The 14,956-nt window shown below is 63.6% G+C and carries 11 protein-coding genes and 1 pseudogene; 7 read left to right on the forward strand and 5 right to left on the reverse strand.

What is annotated here, in order from left to right:
- Window positions 1-364 precede the first annotated feature (364 nt).
- Window positions 365-1,684 (forward strand): tetratricopeptide repeat protein, encoded by a 1,320-nt coding sequence (locus tag VT84_RS26925; RefSeq protein WP_162271861.1) that lies wholly within the window; start codon window positions 365-367, stop codon window positions 1,682-1,684.
- Between the two features lie 6 nt (window positions 1,685-1,690).
- On the opposite strand, the pseudogene VT84_RS26930 reads toward VT84_RS26925, so the two are convergent.
- Window positions 1,691-2,706, reverse strand: a pseudogene (locus tag VT84_RS26930) (isocitrate/isopropylmalate dehydrogenase family protein).
- 237 nt (window positions 2,707-2,943) lie between these two features.
- Between VT84_RS26930 and VT84_RS26935 the strand changes: the two are divergent.
- Entirely contained in the window at window positions 2,944-5,460 is a 2,517-nt protein-coding gene (locus VT84_RS26935) for a caspase family protein (RefSeq protein WP_082841677.1), read from the forward strand.
- A gap of 216 nt (window positions 5,461-5,676) precedes the next feature.
- Here the strand turns inward: VT84_RS26935 and VT84_RS26940 are convergent, their stop codons facing one another.
- Complete coding sequence (locus VT84_RS26940; protein WP_052562034.1) at window positions 5,677-6,078, reverse strand: DUF2809 domain-containing protein; 402 nt, start codon at window positions 6,076-6,078, stop codon at window positions 5,677-5,679.
- Window positions 6,079-6,528: 450 nt separating this feature from the next.
- On the opposite strand from VT84_RS26940, the gene VT84_RS26945 reads away from it, so the two are divergent.
- Complete coding sequence (locus tag VT84_RS26945) at window positions 6,529-8,523, forward strand: HEAT repeat domain-containing protein (protein ID WP_052562037.1); 1,995 nt, start codon at window positions 6,529-6,531, stop codon at window positions 8,521-8,523.
- 44 nt (window positions 8,524-8,567) lie between these two features.
- On the opposite strand, the gene VT84_RS26950 is transcribed toward VT84_RS26945, so the two are convergent.
- The 3 genes from VT84_RS26950 to argC are packed head-to-tail and all read right to left on the reverse strand — an operon-like array spanning window position 8,568 to window position 10,947.
- Window positions 8,568-9,236, reverse strand: a complete 669-nt coding sequence (locus tag VT84_RS26950) for a hypothetical protein (protein ID WP_052562038.1) — start codon at window positions 9,234-9,236, stop codon at window positions 8,568-8,570.
- An 11-nt stretch (window positions 9,237-9,247) separates the two neighbouring features.
- Window positions 9,248-9,934: a TIGR02996 domain-containing protein gene (locus tag VT84_RS26955; protein WP_082841678.1), complete on the reverse strand. Its 687-nt coding sequence runs from the start codon at window positions 9,932-9,934 to the stop codon at window positions 9,248-9,250.
- Window positions 9,934-10,947: an N-acetyl-gamma-glutamyl-phosphate reductase gene (argC, locus tag VT84_RS26960; protein WP_082841679.1), complete on the reverse strand. Its 1,014-nt coding sequence runs from the start codon at window positions 10,945-10,947 to the stop codon at window positions 9,934-9,936. The genes VT84_RS26955 and argC overlap by 1 nt, the downstream gene beginning before the upstream one ends.
- Window positions 10,948-11,114: 167 nt before the next feature.
- Between argC and VT84_RS26965 the strand changes: the two genes are divergently transcribed.
- Genes VT84_RS26965 through VT84_RS26980 form a run of 4 tightly spaced genes read left to right on the forward strand, consistent with a single transcriptional unit; the run spans window position 11,115 to window position 14,954 of the window.
- On the forward strand, window positions 11,115-12,491 hold the full coding sequence (locus VT84_RS26965) for an amidase (protein WP_082841680.1): 1,377 nt from the start codon (window positions 11,115-11,117) through the stop codon (window positions 12,489-12,491).
- Window positions 12,492-12,499: 8 nt separating this feature from the next.
- Entirely contained in the window at window positions 12,500-13,237 is a 738-nt protein-coding gene (locus VT84_RS26970) for an RluA family pseudouridine synthase (RefSeq protein ID WP_052562044.1), read from the forward strand.
- A gap of 14 nt (window positions 13,238-13,251) precedes the next feature.
- Window positions 13,252-14,154 (forward strand): glutamate cyclase domain-containing protein, encoded by a 903-nt coding sequence (locus VT84_RS26975; RefSeq protein ID WP_082841681.1) that lies wholly within the window; start codon window positions 13,252-13,254, stop codon window positions 14,152-14,154.
- A complete protein-coding gene (locus tag VT84_RS26980; protein ID WP_052562048.1) occupies window positions 14,154-14,954 on the forward strand; it encodes a putative hydro-lyase in 801 nt (266 codons plus the stop codon). Before VT84_RS26975 ends, VT84_RS26980 begins: the two co-directional genes overlap by 1 nt.
- Window positions 14,955-14,956: the final 2 nt, after the last annotated feature.

Below are 14,956 nucleotides of genomic sequence, written 5' to 3' on the forward strand. Positions count from 1 at the left end.
GTCAGGTTGCCACGACGCCACGGACCGGGAAAGTGCGCCCAGGGCCACTCACCGGTAAGGCCGATCGCGCATGGGCGCCAGTTTTCGCGAACCGCTTGTCGTATTCGGACGCATGTTTTTGATCGAAAATCACAGACGGCTCTTGGCGCTGCATAACGAACCCGAGTGTGGGGCGTGAACGAAGGAATGATGCCGCCCCACTCGCGCGGCCCTTCAGAAATTGCCGCACCTTGTAAAACTTCATCGCACCGCAAGTGACACGCGCACGGGTGCAATTGCAACCGAAGGTTTAATGAGAACGAAATCATGGAAGGCTCATCGCCCCTCGATTACACTCGTCGCAACGACCTTCGGAGGAACACACGTGCGGACCCGAATCGCTCTCGCCTGCGTGCTCGTTGCGCTCGCCTCCCCCGCGTCCGCCCAGCCGAAACCGGACGACGCACTGGACTATTTTGAGAGTGGTAACGAAGCGATCGAGAAAGAGAATTACAAAGAAGCAATTAAGGACTTCACGAAGGCCATCGAACTCGACCCGAAGTTCGTACCGGCCTATCTCGGCCGCGGCCACGCACAGGATCAACTCGGCGACCACGGCGCGGCAATCAAAGATTACACCAAAGCGATCCAACTCGACCCGAATAGTACCGATGCGTTTCAGCGCCGGGGGACCGCTCGGAGTTGGAACGGGGATTTGTTCGAGGCCATTGAAGATTTCAACAAAGCGATCGAACTCAACCCGAACGACGCGCGCATGTTCCACAACCGTGGGACAACCCGGATAAGTTTGGGCTGGACCGAAAAAGCCGTCGCGGATTTCACCGAAGCGATCCGACTCGATCCCCAATTCTCGCAGGCTTTTTATAACCGGGGTTTCGCACAGCGCCAGCAAAGGAAAATCGATGCGGCGCTGACCGATCTGAACGAAGCGATCCGCCTCGACCCCGAATACGCGCTCGCACTTTACGGACGCGGCTGCGTGTACGCAGATCAAGATAAATTTGATCGGGCACTGGCAGACTTCAATAAGGCGATCGAACTCGACCCCAAATACGCCCCCGCGTTCTCGTCCCGGGGCAGTTTGTTTCGGTCACAGGGAAAACTCGGTAAGGCGCTGGCGGACTTCAACGAAGCCGTCCGGCTCGACCCCAAGAATTCTTTTCGGTTCCTCCAGAGGTGCGCGTGCCACTTACAACAGGGCACCGACCTCGGCGCCGCACTCAAGGACGCGGACGAAGCCATCAAACTCGACCCCAAAAACCCGGAAGCGTTCGTTCTACGCGGCTACGTGCAAACGAGCCGCAACGATTTGGCCGGTGCCCGGACCGCTTACGACGAGGCCGTCCGCCTCGGTCCCAATAACACCAACGCGCACATCTATCGAGCGGTTTTTCTCGCGCGCTGCCGCGACGAAAAGTTCCGGGACAGCGTTCAGGCGTTTAAGGACGCGGACCGCGCCTGCGAACTAACCGAGTACAAGAACCCACTCGCTCTGGAGGCAATGGCATCGGGCACGGCCGCAATCGGTGATTATCCCGGGGCCATTAAATGGCTGAAAAAGGCGCTCGAAGACCCCTGGTACAAAAAAGAAGCCACCTACGCCCAAACAATGTTGGCGGCATACGAGGCGAACAAACCGCTTTACATTGCCCCGCACGTCCCCACCCGCGTCACCAAGGACTGACGGTACCTACGCCCCCAGGTTCTTGATGATCTGGTCGGTGATGGTGGCGGTGGTCCCGGTGCCGCCGATGTCGCCGGTCAGCCCGACCCCGGCTTGGAGCGTCTTGATGACCGCGCGCTCGATCCGGGCGCCGGCCGCGCCGTGCCCGACGTGTTCGAGCAGCAGCGCCGCGCTGCGGATCACCGCGATCGGGTTCGCGATCCCCTTCCCCGCGATGTCCGGCGCGCTCCCGTGGACCGCCTCGAACACCGCGAACCGCGTGCCCAGGTTCGCGCCCGGCACCAGTCCCAACCCGCCGCCCGGCCCCGGCCCGCCGATCAGCCCGCGGCGAGGTCCGAGATCACGTCCCCGAACAGGTTCTCCATCACCAGCACGTCGAAGTTCGACGGGTCCATCGCCAGTTCCAGGCACACATTGTCGATCGGCTTTTCCTCGAACTGGATGAACGGGTAGTCGTCCGCGACGGTCCGGGCACATTCGAGGAACAGCCCGTCCGAGAGGCGCATCACGTCCGCCTTGTGGCAGAACGTGACCAGTTGGCGCCCGCGGTGCCGGGCCAGCTCGAACGCGAACCGCACGATCCGCTCGGCCGCGGACCGGGTGATGAGCCGCACGCTCTCCACCACGCCGGGCACCACCTCGTGCTCCAGCCCCGCGTACAGCCCCTCGGTGTTCTCGCGCACGACGATCAGGTCGACCTTCTCGTAGGGCGTCTTGATGCCCGGCAGCGTGTTCACCGGGCGCACGCTGGCGAACAGCTCTAACCCCTGGCGCATCCGCACGTTGATCGAGCGATACCCCTTCCCGATGGGCGTCGTACACGGTCCCTTAAGCGCGACGCGGTACCGGCGAATCATCTCCAGCGTTTCTTCGGGGAGCGGTTCGCCGAACTGCTCCGCCGCGGGGATGCCGGCGGGCGCCTTCACCCAATCGACCTTCACCCCGGCGGCGGCAACAACGCGGCACGCGGCCTGGGTGACTTCCGGCCCGATCCCGTCGCCCTCGATCAACACGATCTGCATGGCAATCCTCTGCGGAGAGGGGTCTTCTGTCAGAATGCCGGTCGGACCCCGATCCGGCAAGCGGCTATCCGTTGAGTCGTGGCGCGAGTTTATGCCCGAGGCGCGATCGACACGCCGTCCGGGCGCGCGGAATGCGCCCCACTTCGCGGAACTGAATCTGGTAAACTATTCTCTAAGTTAGGACATTCTGTCGCCGCCCCCGGTACCCACAACCGGGAGGAGAGCCGGAGATACTTGATGGACTCGACAGTGCGGGCCACCTGCCCAAAATGCCAGGCCTCACTTCGCATCCCCGCGCAGTGGATCGGACAGGCAGTGAAGTGTAAGAAATGCGGCGCGCTCGTGCGAACGAAGGCACGCGCGCCCGAAACGCCCTCCGGGACAAGTGCCCCATTTCCGCAACCGGTCCCGGCGCCCGAAGCGCTCCCCGCACTCGATCTCGATCTCCCGCCGGACGAAACGCTCTTTCCCCAACCGGCGCTCAACGCGCCCGGCGCACCGATCCCGCCCGGATATCCACACCCCGCACCGCCCGGATACCCGGTGCCGCCCGGTGCCGCATACCCGGCCCCCCCGGGATACCCCGCGCCCCCCGGATATCCCTACGGCGCACCGCCCGGATACCCACACGCGCCTGCCGGCTACGCTCCGCCTCCGGCCGGGTACCCGCACCCCGTTCCTCCCGGCTATCCGCACCCGGTTCCGGGCGCATACGCTCCGCCCCCCGGGTACCCGCAACCGGCGGGTTACCCGTACCCGCAACCCGTGCCCGCAGCGCCGGCCGCACTCGAACCGCTCCCGGCCGCGCCCGCAGCACGGCCCGCGCCGCAACCGATCTTGATCGACGACGAGTTCGAGGTCGATAGCGCGCCCCGAGCAAGCCGCAACCGGCGCGGGCGATACCAATCCCGGCGCGCCAAGAGCGGTGGAGGCGCTAAATTCATTTGGATCGGTCTCTGCCTCTTGCTGACCGCCGGGTTGGTTGCGGGCGGCATTCTCTACGGCAAACAGATCGCCGCCTTCGCGGTGAAAGAAAAGGAGAAGGAAAACGAACCCGGGAAGCCCGAACCGGGACCGGACAACACAAACAACACGAACACTAATCCCGGCACTAACCCGAAGCCCGCGAGTGGAGCGTTCCCGCGCCGGATGCTGTTCATTTCCGTGACGAAGTACATGTACCTGAACCCGCTCACCGCGGGCACCGGGACCGCCGACCGCCCCACGAACGCCGCAAACGCGCTCGCGTTCCAGTGGCGCGTCCCCCAAGACAAAGACAACAACCAGCTCTTCGTCCTCTCGGACAGCGCCACCGGCAAGGACGAGCGACTGCCGATGAAAAACGTCCTTCAGGGCACGTACCAGGAGTTCTGTCAGACCTCGCGGCCCCAGGACCGCGTGCTGATTTACTTCGGCGGCCACGCGATCGAGAAGGACGGCAAGGCGTACCTCGCCCCGATGGAAGCCGAACTCGACGGCGAGGAGTGGGAGAAGACCCTGATCCCGCTCGACCAGTTCTACGACGAAGTGAAGAAGTGCAAGGCCACGCAGAAGGTCGTGGTGTGGGACGTGTGCCGGTACAACCCGGAACGCGGGAAGGTGCGGCCCGGTTCGGAGCCGATGAGCGAGGCACTGTACAAGGCCCTCACGACCGCGCCGCCGGACGTGCAGGTCATCACGTCGTGCAAGGCCGGTGAGAATGCGCTGGAGTTCACCCAACTCCGGCCCGACGGGTTCGCCAGCCGGCTCGTTTATAGCGGTAGCGCGTTCCTCGAAGCGGTCAAACTCCCGCCCCCGGTGGTCCCCAACGCCCCCAAAACATCGGTAACTCAAGCCGACCCGCTCCCGGTCGCCGATTGGCACGCGACGCTCGTCAAGCGCACCACGAACATCGGCACGCAGGCCGAAAAGGTCGGCAGCGGCGGCAAGCAAACGGTGATGCTCACCGGCGCGGCCCCCGCGACGCTGACCGCCCCCGACGGAACCGAGAAGGTCGCCACCCGATTCAGCTTCCCTCAAGCCCCAAAGGGCGCGTCCCAGGCCGAGATCCGGTCCGTCGAAAGCGAGTTCATGCTCCCCCCACTCAAACCGGAACTGAGTGAGGTCGCACTGGCCGAGTTCCCGTTCCCGGCCGACGTGATGAAGGACTTCGCACCCGACGCGACGCTCGGCGAGATCAGGAGCGACAAGGAAAAGTACAAACTCCGGAACGCGGTTCTGCGCAGCTTCGACAAGCTCCGCGAAAAGTGGGCGAGCGGGGCCGGCACCACCAAGATCCGCGACACCGTGAACGGCCCGATCAACGACGCGCTTAAGGCCGCGGTCAAAGAGGAGCAGAAGTTCTGGGCCGTGAGCATCGCGGACCTGGAACTGGTGCTCGGCGCCCTGACGGACATGGCCGCCGAGCGCCAGAGCGAGCCGAGCAAGCGCTGGCAGGCCCACTACGATTTCGCGCTCGCGTCGGTCAAGGCCCGGCTCGCGTACATGAATGAGTACAACAAACTGCTCGGCAACCTCATGACGGAATCGCTCCCGCCACTCGACGCGAAACTCGGCCAGGACGGGTACACGCTCGTCGCGTCCGAAACGCTCAAGAGCGGTAAAGAGATCAAGAAAATGGCCGAAGAAGCACAAACCCTCTTCGGCGAAATTAGCGCCAAGTACAAGGGCACGCCCTGGGCGATCCAGGCCAAGCAAGAAAAGGCCGTCGCGATCGGGCTGAACTGGAAACCCGCGTCGCTGAAGAAGGAATGAGGCAGGCGGTCGAAAAGAAGAACCGCGGATCACGCGGATAACGCGGATAACGCGGATCAGAAGACAGAGAGCAGAGTTCAGAGAACAGAAGACAGATCGGTTTTTAGCCCCGGTTAGGGGCGACAGCAAGTAGCCAGGGGTGGAGCAACGCGAAACCCCTGGCGGACTCTCGCGCAAATCCCCGGTCGCAACTCTCCCGCCACACTTCCCCTCGCACTACGCTCCCTGTAGCGCTGGGGGCGTTCCTTTCTCACTTGGCTTTGAACCGCGTGTCGCGCGGTCCGCGAGCGCGGCCAGAATCACGCCCGTGAGGTAATAGCCGAGGTTCACCACAGAGAAAGTCATGCCCCAAAACCAGCGCACCAAGAACACGTGATGGTTTTCGGCCGGAATGCCCGTCAGCTTGAACAACTCGACAGCCAAACAACTCGCGAACGCAATCGCGGCGAGAAACAGCGGCGACTTGCGGATGAACAACATGCCCCAAGCGATGTAAGCGGCCACAGCATACAGGACTTCCCCGAGAACCCGGTCCCAAAGGAACCAGCCCGTCGGGTACAGCCGAGACGCGAGCCCGAGCGCCACCGTAACAGCAAGAGCCAACAGCAAACGGATCATAAGCACCACACCTCCGTTGGGGCCGCGTTCGTCCGGCACGTCTTCACGCCGAACCAATTCTTTGCAATGCAAAGTAATCTATGATAGGTATGAATGCAATCCCAACGGGATGGGGCCGTTTCGTTCTCGTGTGACGGCACATACCGAAGGACAGTTGGTGAACCCCGCCCGCAAGGGCGGCGGGTGGAAGTATCAAATGCGAGCACCAAACAAGGTGAGGCCAAACGACCCGCCGCCCTTGCGGGCGGGGTTCACCAACTCAACACGCGCCCCCACCAGCCTCGGCAGGCTCCCCGGGTGGCCGTTTGCCGATCCCGACCTCGCTCCTTACCCCACGCGGGTGCGGTCTCTCGTCGCGCGCAGTGTAACGCCCGTGTAATGTCCCGCGTGGGGCCGGCGCGTTCGGTGCGTCTACGGGTATGATGCCGTCGTCACATTGGGGAGCGAACAATGACCACAACAATACTTTTGCTCGTTGCTCCACTCGCGGGCGCTCCGCTCGAAGTGTCCGACGATCCCGCGATCTTTTCGTGGGTCGCGGATCTGGGCGGCGCGGACATCGGGAAGCAGTTCGCGGCGCGAGACGCGCTCGTCAAGGCGGGGCCGAAAGCAAAGTCCGCGGTCCCGCTCCTCATCAAACAGCTCGGCGACAAAAACGCGCAGCGCCACGCCATTGAGGTTCTCGGAGCGATCGGGCCGAGCGCGAAGGACGCGGTTCCCGCGCTGATTGCCCAACTCCCGAACGAGGACGGGATCGGGTACGCCGCCGAGGACATTGCGGTGGCAATCACGGCGATCGACGGCCCCAAGCCCGAAGCCACCCGCGCGCTCGTCCTCACGTCGGCCAAGGGCGGAGAAATCATGGTCCTCCATTCCGACACGCTGCACCAACACCCGGCGGAAGTGGTGCAGCACGTGATCGCCCTGTGCGGCGACAAGGACGCGCGAGTACGAGCGCGTGCCGCGACCGCACTCGGTGAACTCAAGCGGAACCCCGATCGGAAAGAAGTCACACTGTTCGATAAGGCGGGCACCAAAGCCACAAAAGGCATCCCCGCGGCGCTAGACAAGTTGCTCACGGACGAGTCCGCCGAAGTGCGCTTGAGCGCGTGTCTGGCCATCTCCCGCACCGAGGAGCGCCCCGAGAAAGTCATCCCCGTCGCTGTCGCGGTGGCACTCGACGATAAAAACGAGCGCCTCCTGGACCACATCCGCGCGCCGGAAATCTTCCGCCCCGTTCCGAAGCAAGCCGCGGCCGCGCTGGTCCCGCTGTTCGGTCACAAATCGGACCGCGTGCGCCGGTGGGCCGTCGACACGCTGGCCCACCTCCCGGTGCGCGAGCAAATGGAAGGCGCGCTCCAGGCTCGAGTCGCACACACCCGCCTGGGCGCGGCCCTTGTCCTAGGCTCGCACCGGTTCGACGACGGGAACCCGACGCCCGCACTCAAAGCCGCGCTCGCGGACCCGGAGTTCGCCGTCCGGTTCGCGGCCACAAAGGGCGTGTACCGGTACGTGTATAAGAGCGACCCAGACCTGATCCGCGCCGTCCCGATCCTGATCGAAGGGCTGCAACAGAAAGAGGAACAGGTTCAAATCGACGCCTGCCAGATTCTGGCCTCACTCGGCCCACCCACCAAAGACGCAGCTCCCGCGCTGAAAAAGCTGATCGAGTACCGGATGCAACGAGTATCGTTCGAGGCCGCTCTCGCGCTCGTCGCCGTGGACCCGAAAGACGCGAAGGACGCGCTACCCGCACTCGTCGAATCGCTCAAATCCAGCCAGAACTCGTCCGCACGTTGGGCCGCCAAAGCACTGGGCGACCTCGGCGCGGACGCGAAACTCGCACTGCCGGAACTCGTCAGGAAGTTCGATGCGAACGACGCGCACCTGCGAGTCGCCGCGGCCGATGCCGTAATCCGCATCGACCCGACACAGGCCCCCAAAGCGATCGAAGTAATTACCGAACTACTCAAGGACCGGAAGAACCTGCGGAGCGGGGTTCACGAGTATTCACTCAAGGCCCTGGTGCGCATCGGCGCGCCCGCGAAGGCCGCCATGCCCGCTCTGGCCCAAGTGCTCACCGATAACGACGCACTATTTCGCGGTGATGTGGCGCTCGCGATGATTACGATCGACGCCAAGAACGCGACGGCCGCTTACGATTGGGTCCGCAAGATTCTGGACGACAGCGTGCCGGACCGCGACGACGTGCGCGAACAGTTACCCGCACTCGGTAAGCTCGCCGAACCGCTCGTACCGGACCTGATCGCGCAACTGAAGTCCGAAAACGACCACAACCGCCAATACGCGATCGAAACGCTCGGCGCCGTTGGGCCGGGCGCAAAAGACGCGCTCCCCGAATTGAAGAAGCTGGTCAAAGCGGACCCGGAAATAAGCAACCGCAAGTGCGCGGCCGAAGCCGTGAAGAAGATCGAAAAGAAGTGATCGTTCTCCCAGGGGTGCGATACTGGCCGCGCCCCTTCGCGTGTCTATTCCTTCCGCACACCCGCGATCGTGATCCCGAACCCGAGCACCGCCTTCTTGTCTTCGGCAACGAGGGCGCGCCGGACCGTCGCGATGACCACGCCGTTACCCTTATCCACCACCTTCGGCCCCGCATCTTTGGCGTTATTCGGCCACAGAAGCAGTACCGCTGGATGGCGCCCTTCGTTCACGAGGCTACTCACCTCGATGAGCTTCTTCAGTTCGATCGTGTCCGCGGATTTGTCCTTCTCCGCTTGAGACATCAGGCAGAACTCCGGATTCGGGCTGGTGCCGGTGTGGTCGCCGATATCGGGCTGCACCGCGAACCGCAGCGTATACACGCCGGCGGGGATCTCCTGCTTGCGGAAGTCGGTGAACTTCGCGGGGAACTGGATCGCACCGACGAGCGTACCCTCCGGGATCTCGCGGTACGTGAGCCCGTTCTTGACCTGCTCCTCGGTCGCCTTCGCCGGGATCTCCGTGCGGAACCACACGGTCATCACTTCCGTGTCACCGTCGCGCACCACGAGGGCCTGTTCGTCGAGGAGCTTCCGCACCGGTTCGGCGAGTGCCTCGGGCGCGGCGACCTTCTCCACCTTCGCCGACAACTTCTGCTCCGCGGCCACCAGATACGCGGGGAGCACGACCACAGCCAGAGCAAGCACAAATCGCATAGTACCTCCACTCAGCCCACCACATCCTCACCGAACCGCTCGATCACCTGCTGCCACACGCGCCCGCGCAGCCTGTTGCCTTCGAGCAGTCGGAGGCGCTTCAGGTTATCGAGGTACGGCGATTTCACCAGTGCCCGCGCCGCGTCGTTATCGAGGTCGTTGTTGCGAAGGTCGAGCGTGGTGATGCGCCGCAGGCTGCGGTGCTGGGCGAGAGCGGCAACGCCCGCGGGCGTGATGACCGGGACGAGGCTGAACGTGGTGAAATCGGAATCGAGGTCGGGAACCTCTTCGCCGATGAGTTCGAGTTCCGTTACGAGGGCGAAAGCGGCCAGCCCGAATAGCACGTCGAACGGTTCCGCGGACGCGATACGACCGCCAAACAGCCTCACCGTAGTAGCCGCGAAGAACTCCGGGGACAAGCGGACGATGTCCCCGCGCAGGGTGTTTGTGTCGAGCAATCGCTCCAAACGGAGATCGAGTTCCGCGGGCGGCGGCGGAAAGCCGCGCCAGGACTTGGGCGGCGCGGATGTTACTGTCGCGGGTTTGGCGCCGCGCCCGCACTGCCAGCGAATGAGTGTCGCTCTTTCCTCTTCACCGTGTTCCTGAAGGAAGTCGGCATACACGAGGCGCGGCGTGTCATCGTCGGGCGCGTCAAAAATCGCCCGCAGGAACGCCTCGTGTTGCGACAACAGATCCATTACATGAGCCCGGTGCGCTCGTCGAACCCGAACACGCGGTTGAAGTTCTGCACGGCCACGCCGCTCGCGCCGCGAACCAAGTTGTCCTCCGCGGCGAGCACCAGCACCTTCCCGCGAACCGCCTTCACGCACACGTCGAGGAAGTTGGTGCCGGTCGTGTCCTTCGTCGCGGGCGGGTTGGCGCGCACGCGGACGAACGGCTTGTCGGCGAAGTAGCTCCGGTACAGTTCCACCAGTTCGGTTTCGGTGACGGCGCGCGTCGGTGTCGCGTAGATCGTGCTGAAGATGCCGCGGTCCATCGGCATGAGGTGCGGTGTGAAGATCACCGATACGGGTGCCCCCGCGACGTCGCCCAGCGCCTGCTCGATCTCCGGCGTGTGCCGGTGCGTGCCGACCGCATACGCCGTGACGCTCTCGTTGCACTCTGGGAAGTGGAAGCTCAGTTTCGGCGTGCGCCCGCCACCGGACACGCCACTCTTGCTGTCGATCACGATCCCGGTCAGTTCGATCAACTTGTTCGCAACGAGCGGCGCGAGACCGAGGATCGCAGTCTGCGGGTAACAGCCGGGGTTCGCGACGAGCTTTGCCCCCGCAAGCTTATCGCCGTAAATCTCGGGTAACCCGTAGATCGCGTGCGCGAGGTTCTTCTGGTCGTGGTGCGTTTCCTTGTACCACTGTTCGTACACCTTCACGTCGCGCAGGCGGTAATCGGCGCTGAGGTCGATCACGCGCATCCCGCGTTCCAGTAGTGGCGGAATGCTCTCCATGCTAGTGCCGTGCGGGAGGCACCCGAACACGACCTGCGTGCCCTTCGATTTCAGCGCATCGGGATCAAACGGTTCGCACCGCAGATCGAGCCGGCCCAACAGACTGGGGTGCAGGTCCGCGATGTGCTCGGACTGGCGCGACGTGATCGCCACGATCTCCGCGCCCGGGTGCCGCAGCAACAGCTTGATGAGTTCCACCGCCGTGTAACCGGACCCACCGAGAATCGCGACCTTCACCTTGTCCATTGTTTCCTCGGAATGCGACACAAAGCCCCACGTTCGTAGTATATCGGCGACACAAAAGCACAGTACACCGAAGCACCGGGCAGCGGCGAAAGATAGTTTTCGGCCTTCTCTCCAGGGGGCGGGAGCCCAGTAAACTCATTGCGCCTCGTAAGCACACGGAACCCGCGATGCCCGAACCCATGACAATCACCGAGGCGGCCGAGTTCATCCGAAAAGGGGAACTCACACCCTCGGCGCTTCTCGACCAGTGTCTGGCGCGCATCGACCGGTACGAAGAGCGCGTGAAAGCGTGGGTGTACCTCGACCGCGACGGCGCACGCGAACAAGCCGCGCGCCTCACGGCCGAACTCAAGCAGAACGATTACCGCGGACCGCTGCACGGCATCCCGATCGGCATCAAAGACATCATCGACGTGTTCGACATGCCGACCGCGTGCGGCTCGAAGCGCTGGGCGAACAGCTTCGCCCGACGCGACGCGACCTGCGTGGAACGGTTGCGTCAGGCGGGTGCAATCATCGTCGGGAAGACGGTCACAACGGCCTACGCGAGCTTCGACCCACCCCCCACGCGGAACCCCTGGAACCTCGACCGCACCCCCGGCGGCAGTTCGAGCGGCTCGGCCGCGGCGGTCGCGTGCGGGATGTGTTTGGGAGCACTCGCAACGCAAACGGGCGGCTCGATCACCCGGCCCGCGAGCTACTGCGGCGTGTACAGTCTGAAACCGACGCACGGCCGCGTCAGTGTGGACGGTGTACTGCCGCTGGCGCCGAGCCTGGACCACATCGGCGTGATGGCGAACTGCGTGCGGGATTTGGCAATTGTGTTCCAGACGATCGCCGGCTCCGATAACCGCGATCCGCACTGCCGAAACGCCATCGTTCACGACGCATTCGGTAACAACTACGAGATGCCCCGCGATCCCGATATGGGTTACGAGCACCAGTGGATGTGTGTGACGGACGACTTTTTCCCGAACCGCTGCGACGATGCGATGCGGGCCGCGTTTGACGCGACGGTTCGGAAGCTCGTGCGCTACGAGCCAGTAAATGAGCAAGTCGGGCGTGTCCGACCGGTCGCGCTACCAGCAGGGTTCGCGGAAGCGCCCGCGCAGCAACTCACCGTCATGGCGACCGAAGCCGCTGCATACCACGAACCGCGATACCGCCGGCACCCGGACGACTATCCGCCGAAAATCACGTCGCTCATCGAGCACGGGTTGCGCACGTCCGCTGCGGAGTACGCGCGCTGCAAACAGGCTCAGGCGCGCCTCGTCGACGACTTCCGGACCCGGTTCCGTGCGCTCCTCGTGCCCGCGACCCCGGCGGCCGCGCCGAACAAAGACACAACGGGCGACCCGGCATTCAACGCGCCGTGGAGCTTCGTCGGAATGCCGGTCGTGTCCCTGCCCTTCGCGTGGACTGCGGACGGAATGCCGCTCGCGGTCCAACTCGTTGCCAAACGAAATCAGGAAGCGGACTTGTTCCAAACGGCCGCGTGGGTCGAAGCGGCAATCGGTTTCGCGCGCCGGCCACTTCCGCTATGATGAGCCGCATGTCGTTCGCGGAACACCTCGACATCCTGTACGAAGACAACCACTGTCTGGCGCTGAACAAGCCGGCCGGGTGGCCGACCACGCACTTCGACGGCAAGGACGAAACCATTGACCGGCTCGTCAAAGCGTACCTGAAAGAGAAGTACGACAAGCCCGGCAACGTGTTCCTCGGGGTCGTCCACCGGCTCGACAAGCCCGTGAGCGGCGCGCTCCTGTTCGCGCGAACGAGTAAGTCCGCAGCGCGACTGAGCGAACAGTTCCGCGAAGGCGGCGTCGAGAAGTGTTATTGGGCGGTCGTCGAAAACCAGGTTCGCGGGAAGACCATCACGGCCGCGCCGTGGGCCACCGCAGATACTGGTGCGATCGAAGACTGGCTGAAAAAAGACGAACTGAAGATGCGCGTGGAAGTTGTAGCGCCCGAAACACCCGGCGCTCAGTTCGCGCGATTACTGTTTCAGGTACGTGCGCGTCACAACGGGCTCACGTGGCTGGAACTGCGACCGCACACGGGCCGCAAGCACCAGCTCCGCGTACAACTCGCCAGTCGCGGAACGCCGATCTACGGGGACGATAAGTACGGTAGCGACCAATCGTTCGGACACGCGATCGGCCTGCACGCCCGCAGCCTCACGTTCCTCCACCCGACGACGAAAGAACCCATCACCGCGAAGGCCGACGTACCCAAGTTCTGGCGCGGGCGCTTCGCGTACCTCCTCAACGGCGACCGGCCGACCTAGCCCGACACACCCGCATGACAACCGACGAAAAGCTCGCCGCGATCCTGGCCGCGGTGCAAATCGACCCGGGCAACCGCGGCCTCGCCCGCGACCCACACGACAACTTATTCACCGCCACCGCGGGCGACTTTCAGGCGGCGTGCCAGAGCATCGTAAAGGCCGAAAAGCCGCATCTCGGTGTCGTCACGGGTTTCTTTATTCCATCCTCCAGTCCACCGGCATTTGAAACGGACGGGCCTCTCGGTGCGATCTTTCTCGCACGCGCTCTGCCAGCCCTCTCCATCGCGGTCACACTGTACAGCGAACCCAAAGGCCATCGCTCTCACGCCGTTGCGATCCGACAGTTCGGGTTCTCCGCGCAGGCCGAATCGCTTGTTGTGGACTCAAACGGTGTCGTCGCGCTTCCGAGCGAGAATCGCTTCTCTCACCTCATTGCGCTCGAACGCGGTGGCCCTGCCGTAGACAATCGCTGTTACACCATGCGTGGCCGTGATATCAGCCACGAAATGCTTCCGGTCCGAACGTGGTTCGAGGCCCCGCAGCGCGCACCTTCGATTGGTATCGGCGACGGGGGAAACGAAGTCGGGATGGGAAAAATCCCGCACGAAACGATCGTGAAGAACATCCCCAACGGCGATCAGATTCACTGTCGAGTGCCGACGGATCATCTCATCGTTGCGGGAGTGAGTAATTGGGGCGCATATGCGCTCGCCGCGGGCATATACGTGCTTCGCGGGGTGAAACCACCGACAGATTTGTTCGATCCCGACCGCGAACGCGAAATTCTCGAAGTGATGGTCCGCGAAGGGCCGCTTGTGGACGGTGTAACGGGTCAGCAAACCGCCACCGTGGACGGGCTGTCGTGGGACGAGTACGTGAAACCGCTCGTCCGCATTCGTGAGATTCTGGAGGCGTGATGGGTAGTGGTAGTGATCTGCGTAACGCGACCGGGGCACAAGTGCGGTCCGCGTGCCGCTCGGGTACTCTGACCGGGCCGACGCCGGGCCTCGCGCTCGGTTTCGTCCACGCCAACCTCGTGATCCTCCCGCGCGACTGGGCGTTCGACTTCCTTCTGTTCTGTCAGCGGAACCCGAAGCCGTGTCCGGTGCTCGATGTCACGGAACCGGGCGATCCAGAAGCAAAGCTTGTTGCGCCGGGCAGTGATCTGCGTACCGATTTGCCGGCGTACCGCGTGTGGAAGAACGGCGAGTTAGTCGAAGAACCGACCGACGTCACCCGCCACTGGCGCGACGACCTCGTTTCGTTCGCGATCGGCTGCTCGTTCACCTTCGAGAACGCTCTCCTCGACGCGGGCGTTCCGGTGCGCCACATCGAACAAAATGTAAACGTGCCGATGTATCGCACGAACATCCCGTGCAAACCGGCCGGGCGCTTCAGCGGACCACTGGTTGTCTCGATGCGGCCGCTCACGCCCTCACAAGCTGTAAAAGCCACTCAGGTGTGTAGCCGGTTCCCGCGCGCACACGGCGCACCGGTCCACTTCGGCGCGCCGGCCGCGATCGGCATTCAGAACATCGACAAACCGGATTTCGGTGACGCGGTCGAGATTCGCGCGGGAGAAGTGCCCGTATTCTGGGCCTGTGGTGTGACTCCACAAGCGGCCGTGATGCAAGCGAAACCGCCGTTCGCGGTCACACACAAGCCCGGTCACATGTTCCTGACCGATCTGAAGGACACCGACCTCGAAGGCGAATGAGT

The organism is Gemmata sp. SH-PL17 (genome assembly GCF_001610855.1).
Taxonomy (GTDB): Bacteria; Planctomycetota; Planctomycetia; order Gemmatales; family Gemmataceae; genus Gemmata; species Gemmata massiliana.

Coding starts and splice junctions, on each gene's coding strand:
- VT84_RS26970 (WP_052562044.1), top strand. CDS start 12,500: ATGTCGTTCGCGGAACACCTCGACATCCTGTACGAAGACAACCACTGT.
- VT84_RS26935 (WP_082841677.1), top strand. CDS start 2,944: ATGGACTCGACAGTGCGGGCCACCTGCCCAAAATGCCAGGCCTCACTT.
- VT84_RS26965 (WP_082841680.1), top strand. CDS start 11,115: ATGCCCGAACCCATGACAATCACCGAGGCGGCCGAGTTCATCCGAAAA.
- VT84_RS26955 (WP_082841678.1), bottom strand. CDS start 9,934: ATGGATCTGTTGTCGCAACACGAGGCGTTCCTGCGGGCGATTTTTGAC.
- VT84_RS26950 (WP_052562038.1), bottom strand. CDS start 9,236: ATGCGATTTGTGCTTGCTCTGGCTGTGGTCGTGCTCCCCGCGTATCTG.
- VT84_RS26945 (WP_052562037.1), top strand. CDS start 6,529: ATGACCACAACAATACTTTTGCTCGTTGCTCCACTCGCGGGCGCTCCG.
- argC (WP_082841679.1), bottom strand. CDS start 10,947: ATGGACAAGGTGAAGGTCGCGATTCTCGGTGGGTCCGGTTACACGGCG.
- VT84_RS26980 (WP_052562048.1), top strand. CDS start 14,154: ATGGGTAGTGGTAGTGATCTGCGTAACGCGACCGGGGCACAAGTGCGG.
- VT84_RS26940 (WP_052562034.1), bottom strand. CDS start 6,078: ATGATCCGTTTGCTGTTGGCTCTTGCTGTTACGGTGGCGCTCGGGCTC.
- VT84_RS26975 (WP_082841681.1), top strand. CDS start 13,252: ATGACAACCGACGAAAAGCTCGCCGCGATCCTGGCCGCGGTGCAAATC.